This window comes from Bartonella sp. AP57NXGY, assembly GCF_042195805.1.
Lineage (GTDB): Bacteria > Pseudomonadota > Alphaproteobacteria > Rhizobiales > Rhizobiaceae > Bartonella.
The window spans coordinates 29,275-45,939 of the sequence record NZ_JBHIOZ010000011.1; the positions used below are offsets into that span (position 1 = coordinate 29,275).

At 36.2% G+C, this 16,665-nt stretch carries 13 protein-coding genes; 1 reads left to right on the forward strand and 12 read right to left on the reverse strand.

Annotated elements, in window-relative coordinates:
* Positions 1-1,193 precede the first annotated feature (1,193 nt).
* The 12 genes from ACFIL8_RS02960 to ACFIL8_RS03015 all read right to left on the reverse strand — a co-directional run bounded on the left by ACFIL8_RS02960 (position 1,194) and on the right by ACFIL8_RS03015 (position 15,654).
* Complete coding sequence (locus ACFIL8_RS02960) at positions 1,194-2,018, reverse strand: outer membrane protein (protein ID WP_375612993.1); 825 nt, start codon at positions 2,016-2,018, stop codon at positions 1,194-1,196.
* A 450-nt stretch (positions 2,019-2,468) separates the two neighbouring features.
* Positions 2,469-5,393 carry a bifunctional [glutamine synthetase] adenylyltransferase/[glutamine synthetase]-adenylyl-L-tyrosine phosphorylase gene (locus tag ACFIL8_RS02965; protein WP_375688875.1) on the reverse strand — a complete coding sequence of 975 codons (2,925 nt, stop codon included), beginning with the start codon at positions 5,391-5,393 and terminating at the stop codon, positions 2,469-2,471.
* A 90-nt stretch (positions 5,394-5,483) separates the two neighbouring features.
* Positions 5,484-6,866 carry an ATP-binding protein gene (locus ACFIL8_RS02970; RefSeq protein ID WP_375652306.1) on the reverse strand — a complete coding sequence of 461 codons (1,383 nt, stop codon included), beginning with the start codon at positions 6,864-6,866 and terminating at the stop codon, positions 5,484-5,486.
* On the reverse strand, positions 6,863-7,549 hold the full coding sequence (locus ACFIL8_RS02975; protein ID WP_273791552.1) for a response regulator transcription factor: 687 nt from the start codon (positions 7,547-7,549) through the stop codon (positions 6,863-6,865). Before ACFIL8_RS02975 ends, ACFIL8_RS02970 begins: the two co-directional genes overlap by 4 nt.
* Positions 7,550-7,621: 72 nt before the next feature.
* Positions 7,622-9,133, reverse strand: coding sequence for a Do family serine endopeptidase (locus ACFIL8_RS02980; RefSeq protein WP_375668224.1), 1,512 nt, complete (start codon positions 9,131-9,133; stop codon positions 7,622-7,624).
* Positions 9,134-9,351: 218 nt separating this feature from the next.
* Positions 9,352-9,762 carry a cytochrome c-type biogenesis protein CcmH gene (locus ACFIL8_RS02985; RefSeq protein ID WP_375628209.1) on the reverse strand — a complete coding sequence of 137 codons (411 nt, stop codon included), beginning with the start codon at positions 9,760-9,762 and terminating at the stop codon, positions 9,352-9,354.
* A gap of 1 nt (position 9,763) precedes the next feature.
* Positions 9,764-11,743, reverse strand: coding sequence for a heme lyase CcmF/NrfE family subunit (locus tag ACFIL8_RS02990; RefSeq protein ID WP_375640254.1), 1,980 nt, complete (start codon positions 11,741-11,743; stop codon positions 9,764-9,766).
* A 7-nt stretch (positions 11,744-11,750) separates the two neighbouring features.
* A complete protein-coding gene (gene ccmE, locus ACFIL8_RS02995) occupies positions 11,751-12,230 on the reverse strand; it encodes a cytochrome c maturation protein CcmE (RefSeq protein WP_375611160.1) in 480 nt (159 codons plus the stop codon).
* A 77-nt stretch (positions 12,231-12,307) separates the two neighbouring features.
* Positions 12,308-13,078 carry a tetratricopeptide repeat protein gene (locus tag ACFIL8_RS03000; protein ID WP_375638064.1) on the reverse strand — a complete coding sequence of 257 codons (771 nt, stop codon included), beginning with the start codon at positions 13,076-13,078 and terminating at the stop codon, positions 12,308-12,310.
* 234 nt (positions 13,079-13,312) lie between these two features.
* Positions 13,313-14,731, reverse strand: a complete 1,419-nt coding sequence (locus ACFIL8_RS03005; protein ID WP_375611158.1) for an ATP-binding protein — start codon at positions 14,729-14,731, stop codon at positions 13,313-13,315.
* Positions 14,731-15,396 carry a response regulator transcription factor gene (locus ACFIL8_RS03010; protein ID WP_375638063.1) on the reverse strand — a complete coding sequence of 222 codons (666 nt, stop codon included), beginning with the start codon at positions 15,394-15,396 and terminating at the stop codon, positions 14,731-14,733. Before ACFIL8_RS03010 ends, ACFIL8_RS03005 begins: the two co-directional genes overlap by 1 nt.
* A 21-nt stretch (positions 15,397-15,417) precedes the next feature.
* On the reverse strand, positions 15,418-15,654 hold the full coding sequence (locus tag ACFIL8_RS03015) for a hypothetical protein (protein WP_273723886.1): 237 nt from the start codon (positions 15,652-15,654) through the stop codon (positions 15,418-15,420).
* A 346-nt stretch (positions 15,655-16,000) separates the two neighbouring features.
* On the opposite strand from ACFIL8_RS03015, the gene ACFIL8_RS03020 reads away from it, so the two are divergent.
* On the forward strand, positions 16,001-16,665 hold a 665-nt coding region (locus ACFIL8_RS03020; RefSeq protein WP_375688877.1), incomplete at its 3' end, for a transglycosylase domain-containing protein.

Below are 16,665 nucleotides of genomic sequence, written 5' to 3' on the forward strand. Positions count from 1 at the left end.
AGCTTTTTACAAACTTATCGGTTTTCTTCCTTCCCGCTCTAAAGGACGAAAATTCTACCACATCTGATTTATAAATAATTCGGATTCTTGTCTCACGGGTTCCAGCTGCTAATTGCGCATGTGATTTACTTCACAAAGCTCTACACATAAACCCTGCTTTGAATTTCATCATCCACTCCTCCAAAAGCATCTAATGCGTAAAATCCTTATAATATTACAATGATGATATTTTATAGAATAATAGAGAAGCTCATTCAGCTTCTATACCTGAAAATCAATGGCTAAAAAAGCCAAATAATAACTAAAGTATATAATTTAAATAACCCAACCTACTTGTGATTCATAAACAAATGATGTTGATTGATTTATCGTAAATAGATTTGAAATGATCCATTACTATTTCACTCGAAATTTATTATCGTACATTAAAAAATTAGGAAAATAATAGATTATATTTCGATAACAGACATAGGTAATAATGTTTTTTATGTCTCAATAAATTCCTAATTTTCTCTCTATTTTTTCCTATAAATCACTTTATAATACTCTTTATAATTATTTTATTATTGAATTATATTGCGGATGTAATTTTACGTTCTTTAGAGTTTTTTTGCGAGCTTTTTGTTATTAAATAAAATATTTTACGATACCGCAAAACAGAAAAGTTGATTGTATGAAAAATCTTTCAAATAAAATAAAATGCCATTAGCTTGCCAATTCACATGTTGGTTTAAAAAAGCATCTTTTAAAGCACCCAAACCCATTTCCCGACGGTACCTATGAATGATGTAATGTTAAGTCCATTTAGCAACACCATCTTCACGTTTATGGAAAAGCAAGCTAGTATCAAAATCTCACACTTTGCCACCCCCTAATGTAGCGACAGCCTTTAGCACTTAAAATGGTTCATAAGAAGCATTTTTATTCTTTCTTTAATGTTTTTATCTCACGACGCCCCCCTCTTTTTGACGTGCAAAAGACATGGTTTTGATCGGTTCAATTAAAATGAGAAAATCTTATGACACTTGGGTCTCTCACTCAACATGACAAAAAGTAATTTATGTTTACAAATCAAAGTATTGTTCGAATAAAATAGTAGCTCTTTTGAGTAAAGGATATTTACTAGAACATATCTGAAAAATAAAAGCCTCATTCGAAAATGAGACTTTTGAAGTGTTTAATTCTGCAAAAAATTAAAATTTATAAGCTACACCCACACGAAAATCATTTGTCTTGTAGCCCATTTCAAATTTATCCTGTATGAACTTCTTTTTGCCAAAATCTGAATAACGATATTCTGCACGTACAATAATATTATCAGTCATTGCAAAATCAATACCACCTCCAAGGGTATAACCAATCATGGTCTTTTTTTCATCATGCAACCAATCAGAAAAATCAACTTCTCCATTTTTGCTATCAGCTACTGCCGCAAAAATATTCTGAAGCTGCGTATAAGCAATCCCTCCAGAAATATAAGGCATCATACGCTCAATCGCAAAACCAACTCTCACCCGTGTAGCACCAGCCCATTTTTGTTTTAAAGTATGACGTACAGCTTTAATAGGTGTTGTCGAATCCTCCTCATGCAAATCTCTTGTTAGACTTGTTTTTTCTACAAGTTTTGGTGTTTCTTCAGTTGGACTTTTTTTCGGTAGATTGACATCTTTAGAATCCTTTTTACCAAACCACATAATATCTGTATCAATACCTATAATAAAACTATTATCGATATCAATATTGGAACCTGCATAAACTCCCCCGATAAAACCAGAAAGTTTAGGTAAATTCTCCTTTCCAATTGGATTCCATATCCCTGTCTCATGTTTTAAATAACTTGCAGTTGTTTTACCTGAAAAGTTACCAATCTGTCCTCCAAGATAAAATCCTGTCCAAGACAAAGCAGGTGCTGGAATAACAGGAACAGGTTGTTCAGGAATAACGATATCCGACGCCTGTACTACAGAAATTGAAATTAAAGAAAATATAGATGTTGAGGCTAAATACTTTGTAATCATAATTGCTCCCCTAAAAGCTAATGTGATACATAAATAATGATAAATCGTTTCACAATTTTTTGAAAAAATCTATAGCAAAAATGACACATTAAAAAATTAAAATTAGTTTTAAATAAAGCTTAAATATTATTTATAATTTCCAGAAGCTATTAATCTATAGTAGCTTTTATAGCTTCATATTGATCATTATTACTTGGAATTATATAAATAATTATAATGTCAATTTTTTGAAAAAATGAGATAACGCTCATAAAAAATATGATTCACTAAATTAATCACTCACCGCTTTTTGTATAAAGAATGATACCTAGAATGGAGAATTTTTTCATCACACTTGAAAAAACAGTAGAGAACTTCACTCTAACCCTCTCAAGCGTCTATGAAATGAAAGACAAAAATTAATATATAAAAATGGAATTAATAATTTTTATTTATTCTTATAGAATTATTTTAATATTTCATGATTTTTGTAAAAACTGAACAGACCAATTGCCCAGTTTCTGCAATTAATTTTTCAACACGAAGCAAATCAGGTTCCCCAACACTATTCAACAAAAGGTCACTTAATCCAGGTGGCATGTCATTGGGATCAAGAGAATCATTTAAGCAAAGCCGTATAATTTGACTCAAATTTGTATAAAGACGATAGGCATAATGTAAATCAGCAATACATGACTGATTAAGAAAACTGTTTGGTAAGTGATCTAAAATATCCGCTGTCGTCGCTCCAATTTGAAACTCAATGACATGCGTAATAAGAGAAAATTGAGCAATAAACTCCAAATCCATAATGCCACCAGACATCGTTTTTAAATCCCATTGATTTTTTGGCGGCTTTTCTTTTGCAATCAAGGCACGCATTTCACATACTTCTTTTGCAACTTCCTTCTTATCACGAGAAATAGCAATAATTGCACACACTTCATTTTCTAGCTTTTGTAAAAAATCAGGGTCTCCTGCAATGCCTCGAGCCCTTGTTAAAGCAAGATATTCCCATATCCATGCTTCTTGGCGATAATACTTTTTAAAAAATGGAAAAGAAACAGCAATAGGTCCTTTATTGCCTAATGGCCGTAACCTTAAATCAACGACATAAAGAATACCTTGGCTTGTAAGAGTGGATAAAGCAGAAACGAGGCGCTGTGCTAAACGCGTATAATATTGAGAGATATAAAGAGGCTTTTCTCCATCAGATATTTCTGCATCATCATCGTGTTCATAAAGCAAAACGAGGTCAACATCGGAATCTGCTGTTAATTCGCGACTTCCAAGCTTCCCCATACCCAATATGCCAACACGCCCTCCTTTAATACGACCATGAAGACGAGAAAATTCCTCTTGAACGGTAGCAAATGTTTTTGTAATCATAAGATCAGCAAGCGCAGTAAAAGCAAAACCCGCTCTTTCTCCTGTAATTGTACCGTTTAAAATTCGAATACCAATCAAAAAACGTTGTTCATCTGCAAAAATCCTTAAATGGTCAAGAATTTCCTCATAAGAAAGAACATTTTCAAGAAAATATTCAAGCCGTTTTTCTAAGTACGTTTTGGTCGGTAATTCTGAAAGAATATTCGGATCTAACATTCCATCAAAAACATGGGATCTGCGTGTAATAATTTCTGCAAGACGTGGAGCAGCACCCATAATAAGGACAAGCATATCCAAAAGAGAGGGATTAGACTGCAAAAGACTAAAAAGCTGAATTCCTGAAGGTAAGCCCTGTAAAAAACCATCAAAACGCAACATCGCCTCATCAGCTCGTTTTGTCCCACCAAAAGCTTTCAAAAGAGCTGGTGTTAATTCCGTTAATCTCTCGCGTGCTTCGGCTGATTGCGTTGCTTTATAACGACCAAAATGGAGCGTGCGCATAATACGACAAATATCACTTGCTCTTTCGAAGCCTAAACGGCTTAACGTTATTAATGTCTCCGGATCATCTTCTTCACCGGTAAAAACTAAATTACCAATTTCTAAACCAAGTTCTTGCTCATTCTCAAACAGTGCAGCATAATGTTTTTCAACAACCTGAAGTGTTTTTAATAAATCACGGATAAAACTGCTCCTGTCTTGATAACCCATTAAATAGGCAACACTCGTGAATTGAGCTGTATCATTTGGAAGAAGATGTGTTTGTTCATCGAAAAGCATTTGAATACGATGTTCCACATTTCGAAGAAATGCATAACTTTTTATAAGGCTATTTCTCGTTTTCTCACTGATCCAACCAAGCGTGTGAAGTTCTGCTAACATTGCAACTGTCTGACGTCCACGTAATTGAGGAAAACGTCCACCAGCAATGAGCTGCTGTGTCTGAACAAAAAACTCAATCTCACGAATACCACCACGACCTAACTTTATATTATGCCCATAAGCTGCAATTTGACCGTAATTTTTATGCGCATGAATTTGACGTTTGATCGAATGAATATCAGCAATAGCAGCATAATCTAAATATTTCCGCCACACATAGGGAAAAAGCTCTTTGAGAAAGTTAAAACCTGCCCTCTTATCACCAGCAACTGGACGTGCTTTAATCATGGCTGCTCGTTCCCAATTTTGCCCACGCCCTTCGTAATAACGCAATGCAGTCCTTACTGGTAAGGCCAAAGGGGTTGAACCTGGATCTGGACGAAGACGAAAATCAAGACGAAAAACATATCCTTCCGCAGTGCGTTCTTGAATGATACGGATTAATCGGCGTACCATTTTAGAAAATACGTTAACACTTTCAGAAAGATTACCAATATGAGATGATGTTTCATCAATGAAAACAATAAGATCAATATCAGAAGAATAATTAAGTTCCCCTGCTCCTAACTTTCCCATCCCTAAAATAATTAAACCACAGTCTTTTTCTGGATTCTCACGGCTTAATAAATTGATCTTACCATGATCATGCGCTTCTCTTAATAGAAAACGTAGTGCTACACTTAATGCTGCTTCGCCCAAACGTGTCAACCAAGCACATGAAACTTCGTAAGTAAAAACACCACCCAAATCAGCTAAAGCAATAAGAACATGCGCTTCTCGTTTTTTGCGCCTTAAAGCAGCCATCAATGAAGTTTCATTTATAGCTTCATCCTTATCAATAGCTGTAATATCATCTATAATTTCGCTCAGCCTTGTTTCTATATCAACATTTAATAAAGCACTAAGATATGGTGTGTTGGCAATTAAAACCTCACGCAAAAAAGGAGATAAGGTCATAACCGAACTGATAAAATCAATCTGCGTTCCACTCTCTGAAATGATGGAAACAAGCGATTCTAAACCTTCTTTCCTTGCTTGTTCTTCCATGTCTTTTAACCATTGGGAACCACTTTTATCGAGAGGACATAAAGGGAGAAGCTGTGTTTTTAAAAAAGCTTGTTTCATCTGTGCTCCCTTGAAAAGCATTTTGCTTTCCTTTCTATTGCTTTATACTTTTAAAATAGTTGTTACGTATGAAAGTGAAGAAAAATATCTTTAAGGAAATAACAAAACAGCCCTAAGCCCTGGATTTGCATTTTCAAGTAACAATTCACCCCCGTGAAGCTTCATAACCGCTTTTGCTATACTTAAACCAATCCCAAACCCAGGTTGTGTGCGGCTTTCTTCAAGACGAACAAATCGTTCTGTCACTTTTTCACGTTTATCCTCTGCTATTCCTGGTCCATTATCGCTCACAACAACTAATAAATGTTCATCACGATATTCCATTGATAAGCAAACCTTCGCTTGCCTTCCGCCTTTAGGCGCATATTTAATTGCATTATCTATAAGATTAAAAATTGATTGCGCAACAAGCTCACGATTCAATTTTAGCTCTTTATCAAATATATCTCCCAACTGAAGTAAAACACCTGACTCTTCAGCAAAAGGTTCGTAAAGCTCAACAGCATCCTCAAGGATCAGTTTCATATTCATCATTTCAAGATGTTCAATTGCACTGCTGGCCTCAATACGTGAAATCATTAAAATCGCATTGAACGTACAAATAAGTTGATCTGATTCTGCAATAACCCTATCAAGGACCTGACGATATTCAAGCTTTGTCTTATTTCCTGAAAGCGCTTCTTCAGCGCGATTTCTAAGACGCGTTAACGGCGTTTTCAGATCATGAGCAATATTATCTGATACTTGACGTAAACCAATATTTAACTCTTCAATGCGGTCTAACATAACATTAAGATTGGTTGACAATCGATCAAACTCATCCCCTACTCCAGAAACAGGTAAACGCCCACTGAAATCACCATCCATCAAGCGCTGTGATGCAGCCGTTACATGATCAATCCTTTGTAAAGCTCTCCTGCCAACAAAAAACCATATGAGTAAAGCGCCTCCAACCATTGCAGCAAGTGCAATGATCACAGCTTTGCGAATAACAACAGCAAAACGTTCTGGCTCATCCAAATCACGTCCTATAAGAATCTTCATAGCATTAGGTAAATCAACAATAACCGCCAAAGCGCGATGTTCACTTGTTTTGCCATGTTCTCCAAAACGGGAATACAAAAAAGAGGTAGAAATAAAACCACTCTGATTCAAAAGACCTAATTCAATACGTGCTACATTTCCTGCTAAAATACGCCCCATAGAATCTGTAACAAGATAAAGAAATGCTCCTGGTTGTCTTGAACGATAATCAATAGTGCGCATTAATAAGGATAATCCTCCATAATTATAAGCATTTTCAATATACTTTAATTCTTCATGTAAAGCCTGTTCAGTTTGCTCTGTTAACAATGAAGCAGAAAATGCCGTCATATAAATAGAAAGTCCTGTTGCCACCAATCCAAACAATAAAATGTAAAGTGCTGAAAGCCTTAGCGCCGTCGTGCGCATTATATTAATCAAACGATTCATGCTTTGTTATCTGGTACTTTCAGCATATATCCAGCTCCACGCACTGTATGGAGAAGGGGAACATCAAAATCTTTTTCAATTTTGGCTCTCAAACGAGAGATATGGACATCAATGACATTCGTTTGTGGATCAAAATGGTAATTCCAAACGTTTTCCAAAAGCATAGTGCGTGTAACAACCTGCCCCGCATAACGCATCAAATATTCAAGTAAACGAAACTCTCGTGGTTGCAATAGAATGTTTCTATCACCTCGTTTTACCGTATGTGCTAACCGATCAAGCTCAAGATTACCTACACAGTAAACAGTTTCTGCTTCTTTAGGATTTTTCCGCCGTTGTAAAACTTCAACACGCGCAAGAAGTTCAGAAAAAGCATAAGGCTTTGTCAAATAATCATCTCCCCCTGCACGCAGCCCCGTTACACGATCATTAACTTGCCCTAAAGCAGACAGAATAAGAACCGGTGTTTCATTGCCTTTAGCGCGCAATTCAGCAATAATAGAAAGACCATCACGATGCAAAAGCATTCGGTCAACAACCATAACGTCATAATTTTCCGTGGTTGCTAAAGCGTATCCCGTATCTCCATCATAAGCAACATCAACAGAATGCCCTACTTCCAAAAATGCTTTTTCGAGATAATGCCCCGTCTCATGATCATCTTCAATAACGAGTATCTTCATAAAACGTATCTCCATTATTTTATTATGTTGTAGGACAAATGTTTAATAAATATTTGTCCTACAACTAAAGCTTTATTTTTTGAAAATTGGAAGAGCAACAAAACGATTTTGATCATTTGTTCGCACTTGTAAGAGTATAGCCTTTCGTCCTAACTGCTGAGCATTTTTGATTGTGTTAATAATATCAGAGACTCGTTTAACTGGTTTATTATTTACTGTCACAATGATATCACCAGGGCGTATCCCTTTATCTGCAGCATCTGAATCGGTATCGACATCCGTTACGACAACCCCTACACCATCATCAGAAGGCATAACAATCAAACCATAATCTTCCAATGTTTCATCTAAATCACTCTGTCCATTTGAATATTTTGAAGTCTCTTTCTTACTTTCATCTTCAGACATTGAAGCGAGTTTAACCTTTATACTCTCCTCCTTACCTGATCTCCAAATCCCTATGGTTACCATTTCTCCTGGTTTAATATTTGCAATACGTTTCGCCAGCTCACGCGCATCAGCAACTTTTTCATTATTCACTGAAATAATTACATCACCCGCTTTAATACCAGCCTTTTCTGCCGGTCCTTTTAACGGATCAGTAACCAAAGCACCTTTGGCTTCTTTCAATCCTATTGAATCGGAAATCTCCTTTGTTACCGGCTGAATCTGAACACCTAACCAACCACGTTGAACTGAACCTTTTTCAATAAGTTGTTGTACAACCTGTTTTACAGTCGCTGCTGGAATAGCAAAAGCAATCCCAACATTTCCTCCAGAAGGAGAAAAAATTGCTGTATTAACCCCAACAACCTTTCCATTAAGATCAAACGTTGGACCACCAGAGTTTCCTCTATTAACAGCAGCATCAATCTGAATAAAATCATCGTACACACCAGTGCCAATATCACGTCCACGTGCAGAAACAATACCTGCTGTCACAGTTCCACCAAGACCAAATGGATTCCCAATGGCAACAACCCAATCCCCAACACGAAGCTTTGAATCATCACCAAAATCAACATAAGAAAATTTTCTTTTATCATTCACTTTTAATACGGCAAGGTCGGTTTTGGGGTCTTTCCCAATGAGCTTTGCGTTCAATTCTGTACCATCATCAAGAACAACAGTATAACTTGTTCCGTCAGAAATCACATGATCATTGGTCACAATGTAACCATCAGACGAAATAAAAAAACCCGATCCAAAAGCAACAGGACGGAGTCTCTGCGATTGGTGCGGAAATTTATTTTTAGGTTTATCAAAATCATAAAACTCTTTAAAAAATCTTTTTAAAGGATGCTGATCTGGTAATTGATCAAGTCCTGGACCACTAAAAAAGTTGCTAAAGAACCTATCTTCTTTCTTTTTATTGCTCTTTACTTGTACTGCTACAACGGCTGGTTTCACTTGAGCAACAATATCGGCAAATCCCTGTTGTTGCATTAACGAAGTAAATACAGAACTTGCATGAGCCTTTGTCATCCACAAGCTTGATGTACATCCACTAAAAAACAGTGCACTTTCCAATATCGCAGAAAAACTCACTGCGACAAATGTTCTAAAGAAAGCCTTTTTAACCATTTATTCTATGCTCCTATTCAATCATACCTTTATTTCAATTCCGATCACTTATAAAATACCAGACCTTACCGTTTTCTGTCTAAATTATTAAAGTTTTGTAAGGTTTCAGTATTCCCTAATATAATTACAATAAGATTGTCTGCTCATTGCAGATGATCTGATTTTTTTCTTTTATGTAACATTTTTTTTAATGCAATGACATTTTTGACTGTTCTTTTTCATTCACATAACTCATGATTATTTCGTTTGAAGTGGAAAAATATGATACTTACGCCAATGATAATAATGATCAAAGGCGAGAACCATAAAAACCAAGTTATCTTATTCAATGGTGGTTTCAAGAGAATAAATTCACCATATCGCTCAACAAGAAAGTCAGTGACTTGCTGATTACTATAGCCCATTTTTAGCCTTTCCCGAATTAAAAGCCGTAAATCACGTGCTAAAGCAGAATCTGAATCATCAATTGATTGATTTTGACAAACAGGACAACGTAAATGCGATGAAATATGGCGTGCTCGCGCTTCAAGAATCTTATTCTTTAAAATCTCATCCGGCTCTACTGCTATTGCTAATCGAAAAGGAAACGTTGCAATTAAAAAAAATACAATCCAAAGAATTTTTTTCATCTCAATGTCTTTTCCAAAAATTTAAAGCAAGCACTACCCTATTGTACATGCCAATGCGAAACCAATACCCCAAAAGAGAAAGACATCCCCCCATAGCCATCATGAATGCCCCTAACCAAATACATATTACATAAGGCTTCCACCATACGTGCACAACGAGACCCCGATTATCAATATGTCCCGGTACAATATATAGCTGTGATAAGCCATGATTTTTAAGACCAACTTCTGTTATTGATGTATTTTGGCTTGAATAAAATCGCTTTGAGGCTGTTACATGACCTACAATGTTTTTATTTTCATATATTTTAAAATAAAACTCCATTGTCGAATAATTCGAACCAACACCATCATACACTGCATCAAAATGAAGCGTTTTATCCGCTATCGTCACCCTATCCCCTACGTTCATGATTAAAATACGTTCTTGCCCAAAACTTGCTACGCAAACAATACCAAATAATGTAACGCCTAATCCCATATGTGCTATTGCTGCACCAAAAGTAGACCATGGCAATCCAAGAAATCTCTTAACGCGTACTGAAAAAGCTCTCTTGCCATATCCACTCTTTCCCCATAGATCCGCTAAACTGCCTAAAAAAACAAACGCTGAAAGCCCAATCCCTAAAACTGCAAAAATATCACGCACAGATGTCGCATAGAATATTATAAAACAGACGATACCAACCAATACAAAAACAAACCACAAGCGTTCAAAAACTGCAAGAAAATCACCGCGTTTCCATGCCATCATTGTCCCAAATGGAACAAACAACAACAGCAAAACCATTAGCGGTCCACAGGTAAGATTAAAAAAAGCAGCCCCTACAGAAATTTTTTGCCCTGTTAATATCTCAATAAAATAAGGATAAAGCGTACCAATCAATACTGTTGCTGTTATTGTTGTCAGTAACAAGTTATTTAAAACAATAAACCCTTCACGTGAAATTGGTTGAAAAAATCTTTCTGTTTTTAAAATAGGGGTACGCAAAGCAAAAAGAAGAAAAGCAGCTCCCGTAAAAAAAAATAAAAGAGCAAGAATTGCTTGCCCGCGTGCTGGATCAACAGCAAAACTATGAACAGAAACTAAAAGCCCAGAACGCACAAGAAAAGTTCCCATCAGAGAAAGGGAAAAAGTAAGCAGCGCTAAAAACAGAGTCCAACTTTTCAATATTTCTCGTTTTTCGAGAACAAGAGCAGAATGTAAAAGAGCCGTTCCTGAAAGCCACGGCATAAACGAAACATTTTCAACAGGATCCCAAAACCAATACCCCCCCCATCCTAGCTCATAATAAGCCCAATAAGAGCCAACCATAATACCCAATGTCAAAAAACACCAAGCAAGTAAAAGCCACGGACGAATCCCACGCGCCCAAATTCTATCAACCTGTCCCATAATCAATGCCGCAACGGCAAAAGAAAAACAAAGTGAAAAACCGACATAACCTAAATAAAGTAGCGGTGGATGAATTGCTAATGCGATATCTTGTAAAAGAGGATTGAGACCATTTCCCTGCAATGCTGGTGGATTTACGCGTAAAAATGGATTGGATACAAAAAGAATAAATAAAAGAAAAGCAGTTGTAATCCAACTTTGGCAAATTAAAACAAGCGTCTTAAAATCTTCTGGCAAATGTTGGCTAAAAAAAGCCATCAATGCGCTAAAAAAAGCAAGACTTAAAACCCATAACAACATAGAGCCTTCGTGGTTGCCCCAAACACCTGTAATTTTATAGAGCATCGGTTTTTCTGAATGAGAATTCTCAACAACGTTCAAAACAGAAAAATCAGATACGACATAAGCATAAATTATCACTAAAAAAGATAAAAGCAGTAATGTAAAAGTGATATATGTTAGAGGAACAACTGTTTGCATTAACAAACGCTCTCTCCACCAAAAACCTAAAGCAGGTAAAAATGCCCCTAATAAGCTTACTGAAAATGCTGCAGCTAAAAAAATATGACCCAGTTCGACAAGCACAATCGAATTATTTCTCCATAATGTAATGTTTTTTCAAACGATCAGCTGTTTCTTTAGGCATATAAGTTTCATCATGTTTTGCTAAAATACGCATCCCTATAAAAAAGCCCTGTTTATCGAAATGCCCTTCTACGATCACCCCCTGACCTTCACGAAAAAGATCCGGTAAGGCACCATTGAAAACTACTTTTTCATGTTTTTTGTTATCCGTTACAAAAAAAACAACGCCTCTCTCTCCAACATATTGAACAGTTCCCTTTTCAACAAAGCCACCCAAACGCAAAGGGCGCTCCGTTAAAATATCTTCTCTTGTAATTTCAGAGGGCATTCTAAAAAAACTGACCGCATGACGCATTGCATACACTATGAGACTTGCTGCAATTGTCATAACCAAACAACATAATAATATGATCAGTAAGCGCTTTTTTTTTCGCTGCTCTAAAATAACCTTCCATGAGGCAGAATTCTTTAAAGATTGACTGTTCATAGACACTCTGCGAAAAAATTTTAAATACGTTATAATTAAGTATCAATATTTTATTTTTTAAGAGCTTTGCACATCTTCTACATAGGTGCAAGATTTCTTTTCTTTGTATGCTTACTCGATAAATCACGTAACTGAATCATCATTTTTTTAACACGTGATTGTCCTGAAAAATTTTCAGGCATTGTATCAAGAAAGCTTTGTAAAAATTGCACTGCCTGTGCAGTTTTTCCTGCTTGATGCAATGCATCGGCTAGCAATAAACGTGGATAAAAATCTGTTGGCGCTAAATCTGCTGCTTTTTGAAAAGCATTTTGCGCTTCTTGCGTTATCACTCCCCCTTCATAACCAACCAATGCTAAACCGTATCCTACAAGCCTTGGAGCTGTTTCTCCATTCAAACGAAGTGCATCTAAATAAGTATTCACTGCTTCTTGAAAAAGGCTTTCTTCGAGATACCCTACCGCTAACGCATCTGCTAGCTTGCCATCATTAGGTGCACGGAAAAAAAGCACTTGTAAACGAATAAGCTTTTCTTGCTTACTAAGAGTTTGAGGATCCTTATCCATTAATTCGCTAAAAAAATAACTTTTCACTTCTGGATTGCCTGTCAGCCCATAAATATTCCATGTCATAAGGAGAACAAACAAGATACTTAAAGCCTTAAGAATATTTCTTTTTTTATAATGCATATAAAGCTTGTTAAACTCAATCATACGCTTATGGCTTCTATAACCATCCACGGTTTGAACTTTCCATTCTTTTTTTATCTCATCATCAAAACGTAGTGAAAGAAAAAGAACACTTGCCAGAAAAATCAGAAAAAATGCTGCAAAAATCAATAAGAGCATATCGTTTTTTTCCAATACGAACAGAGAATAACTCGCTTACATTTTATCCTCTTCATGAGAAAAGTGATGTGAATTAATAAAAATTCATTTTTTCATGGAGAATATTATAAAATCTATTATATATATCAATTAAACAAAGAAACTAAAAACAATGTTTCCCTACTCTTTGATGTATTATCTGAAAATACTGCTTTACAAACTTTATAGACATTTCTTGCTTAAGGAGAAAATATGTTATTCTCCCATCTTAGGTAATAAAACTTTTGCATACAACCCACCCAAATCAGAACGGGATAAAAAGAGATTCCCACCATATTCACTGACCATATCTGAAACAATTGCTAACCCTAAGCCTGACCCTAGTTTACTTTCATTAAACCGCCGCCCCCTTTTTAATGCTTCATCAATTTTGTCTTCTGTTAAACCAGGACCATCATCTTCTACAAAGATGCTAAAATATTCTGTTTCTTCAGCATTTTCTTCTAAACAACAAGAGATCAAAACCTTTGCGCGAGACCACTGAGTAGCATTTTCAATCAAATTCCCTATAATTTCTTCTAAATCTTCCTTCTCTCCAGAAAAAACAATATCATCAACATCCATAATAAATTGAATTTGTTTTTCAGGATTAAGCTTTTTCATAACCCGCACCAAGCGTTCAAGCACACTGCGAACAGACGTATGATAGACAACACTATCGCATTGTGCTGCAATCCGCGCACGCTGAAGATAATGATTGATTTGAGCTTGCATTATTTGCGTTTGCTCTCTCAACAAACTAGCCTTTTCTCCGCGCATCTTATCTGTCTCATTCATAATCACGGATAGAGGCGTCTTCAATGAATGCGCGAGATTACCAACCTGTGTGCGAAATCGCTCGATAATACGCTGATTATTATTAATGAGAGCATTCATCTCTTGTACAAGCGGCATCACTTCGCTTACTAAATCCGTATTCACATAATGAACTCTTCCTTCGCGAATATCATTCAATGCACGTCGAATAAGCTTCAACGGTTGAAAACTAAAGAAAATAATAGCAATATTAATAAGAACACTCCCGATACCGAAACTCCAAAGAAAAATTTGCAAAGTTCGCTTAAATTCCTTTACCTGGGCATGAGCTTCATCGATATTCCCAACAAGCCGAAAACGTGCAATATGATTTTTATTATCAAGAACAACATCACTCTCAATCACTTGTAGCTTTTGACCATTGTTCCCCGTTATCCGATAAGAGCGAAAGAATTTATTGTCAAAAGGTATATCAACATCACTTGGTGTAAATATCTCGCCTGTTCCCAATGAGGGAGATGTCAATCTTCCTTTTAAATTATGGGATATCGCAACAACTTCCCAATACCATCCTGTTGTTGGATCAGAATAACGAATATCATCAATCCCAGCCCCTCCTATCAAAGTACCTTCCGATGACACCGTCACTGTTGCAATAAGACTGTAGAGTTGAGCAGAAAGGATACGCTCTAGGCTTTGTTCAGTCGAACGCTTATAAAATAAAATACTTACTGCAGAAATCGATAAAAGAGAAATAACAACCCATAATGTTGATAAGATCATAACACGTAAACTGAGAGATCGAGTAATTACAAAAAAGAACCTCCTATACCAATTATTCTCTTCAAAAACATTCATTAATCACCTCGCGTTCTCACGCGATATCCCATTCCTCGAATAGTTTCAATCAAATTCATTCCAAGCTTTTTCCGTAACCGACCTACAAAGACTTCCACCGTATTCGAATCCTTATCAAAATCCTGATCATAAAGATGTTCAGTAAGCTCTGTTCTTGAAATGACCCTGTCACAATGATGCATGAGATACGAAAGCAGTCTGAATTCATAAGATGTTAGTTTAATCAATTGACCATCCACAAAAACACGAGACGTCTTTGTATCCAACAAAACATTTCCGCAACATAATGCACTTGTCGCATGTCCCGTAGTGCGACGAATTAATGCTCGCAAGCGCGCCATCACCTCCTCCAAATGAAATGGCTTCACAACATAATCGTCAGCTCCAGCATCAATACCGCGCACCTTATCAGACCAACGGTCTCGCGCCGTTAGCATTAAAACAGGCATGGAGAGCCCTTCTTGACGCCACTTTTCAACAACACTAATACCATCAATCTGCGGTAAACCTATATCAAGTATCACCGCGTCGTAAGACTCTGTGCTCCCTAAAAAATAAGCCTCTTCACCATCGAAAGCACTATCGGAAACATATCCTGCACGTCTTACAGCTTCTGCTAATTGATGGTGAAGATTCCGATCATCTTCAACGATTAAGATACGCATCACAACACCATCTGCTAAAGACTAATCAGCAGGAACAAAAAACTCAACACGACGTAACTTTTCACCATTACGGGCTGGTACAACAACTACAATTGCACACATGTCCTTTCCATCCTGAACAACCGGTTTTGAACGGACGAGAACCCCGCTCTCTTGTGCGGCAGCCTTCTTACCTACTTCAGCACACCCAGAAGCTAGAACAGAATCTGCTCCTAAAAAAGCTGCTATTATTACGAACAAGAATTTTTTTTTCATCATAAATATTTCAATAACCCATCTCTTCTCTTCCTTGATAAAGGATAAAAGAAATAATGGTTTTTTTTAGTCGATTAAAAAATCACAAATGAAAACAATTTATCCTCTATCTTACAGAAGAACATATTAACATTACTCCAAATTTTTAAAAAATCAAAAAAATATTTTTAATAATGAGAATAAAATTTATTCAATAAAATAATAAAATATTAATATACTATCTTACAAAAAATGCATAATTCTAAAACAAATTCTTTTTCTGTTAGAACTATAGAAAAAAAATACTTCTACTCCATATAATTATTGTAGATTTGTTTGGTTGTATTGCTTTGCCATAGGCTCTCTTTAAATGTTTGATTTTTTTAAAAAAAAGAAAGGGCAACACCGTAAGCCATTTCATAGTCCTGCTCTCATTGAATTAGACGCACGATTAGACACAGCGCTTTATCACATTCGTTCTGCTAACAGTTTTTTCTGGAAAAAGGCAAAAATCGTCTCACAAAATTTTCATCTTCAAGGATGGAAACGTTTTATCGTTGAAGTTCTCGATGAAATACTGACATTAGGGTTGATGGGATTTACTCTTTTCACTATTTTGGGCATTTCTGTTTTTGAACTGACCAAAACAGATTGGTCTTCTCCTAAAAACTTTTCCATTCTTTTTCTAGATCGCTATGGAAATTCCATTGGGCACCGTGGTGCACTGCCGGCAATCTCTGTCCCCGTTGAAGAAATGCCTGACACTGTCATTAAAGCGGTTCTCGCTACAGAAGACCGTCGTTTTTTTGATCATTGGGGCATTGATTTTCAAGGACTTACACGGGCAATTTCACAAAATATGCAAGCTAAAGGTGTGGTGCAAGGTGGTTCAACTCTCACACAACAATTGGCTAAAAATTTATTTTTAACAAACGAAAGAACCATAACACGTAAAATCAAAGAAGCTTATCTTGCTCTTTGGCTAGAAGCAAATTTTAGCAAAAAGCAGATTTTACAACTTTACCTTGACCGAGC

Bases quoted from the DNA above. Each gene is read 5' to 3' on its own strand.
- ACFIL8_RS02965 (WP_375688875.1), bottom strand. From the start codon at position 5,393: ATGAAACAAGCTTTTTTAAAAACACAGCTTCTCCCTTTATGTCCTCTC.
- ACFIL8_RS03010 (WP_375638063.1), bottom strand. From the start codon at position 15,396: ATGCGTATCTTAATCGTTGAAGATGATCGGAATCTTCACCATCAATTA.
- ACFIL8_RS02980 (WP_375668224.1), bottom strand. From the start codon at position 9,133: ATGGTTAAAAAGGCTTTCTTTAGAACATTTGTCGCAGTGAGTTTTTCT.
- ACFIL8_RS02975 (WP_273791552.1), bottom strand. From the start codon at position 7,549: ATGAAGATACTCGTTATTGAAGATGATCATGAGACGGGGCATTATCTC.
- ACFIL8_RS02970 (WP_375652306.1), bottom strand. From the start codon at position 6,866: ATGAATCGTTTGATTAATATAATGCGCACGACGGCGCTAAGGCTTTCA.
- ACFIL8_RS03000 (WP_375638064.1), bottom strand. From the start codon at position 13,078: ATGCTCTTATTGATTTTTGCAGCATTTTTTCTGATTTTTCTGGCAAGT.
- ACFIL8_RS02960 (WP_375612993.1), bottom strand. From the start codon at position 2,018: ATGATTACAAAGTATTTAGCCTCAACATCTATATTTTCTTTAATTTCA.
- ACFIL8_RS03005 (WP_375611158.1), bottom strand. From the start codon at position 14,731: ATGAATGTTTTTGAAGAGAATAATTGGTATAGGAGGTTCTTTTTTGTA.
- ccmE (WP_375611160.1), bottom strand. From the start codon at position 12,230: ATGAACAGTCAATCTTTAAAGAATTCTGCCTCATGGAAGGTTATTTTA.
- ACFIL8_RS02985 (WP_375628209.1), bottom strand. From the start codon at position 9,762: ATGAAAAAAATTCTTTGGATTGTATTTTTTTTAATTGCAACGTTTCCT.
- ACFIL8_RS03015 (WP_273723886.1), bottom strand. From the start codon at position 15,654: ATGATGAAAAAAAAATTCTTGTTCGTAATAATAGCAGCTTTTTTAGGA.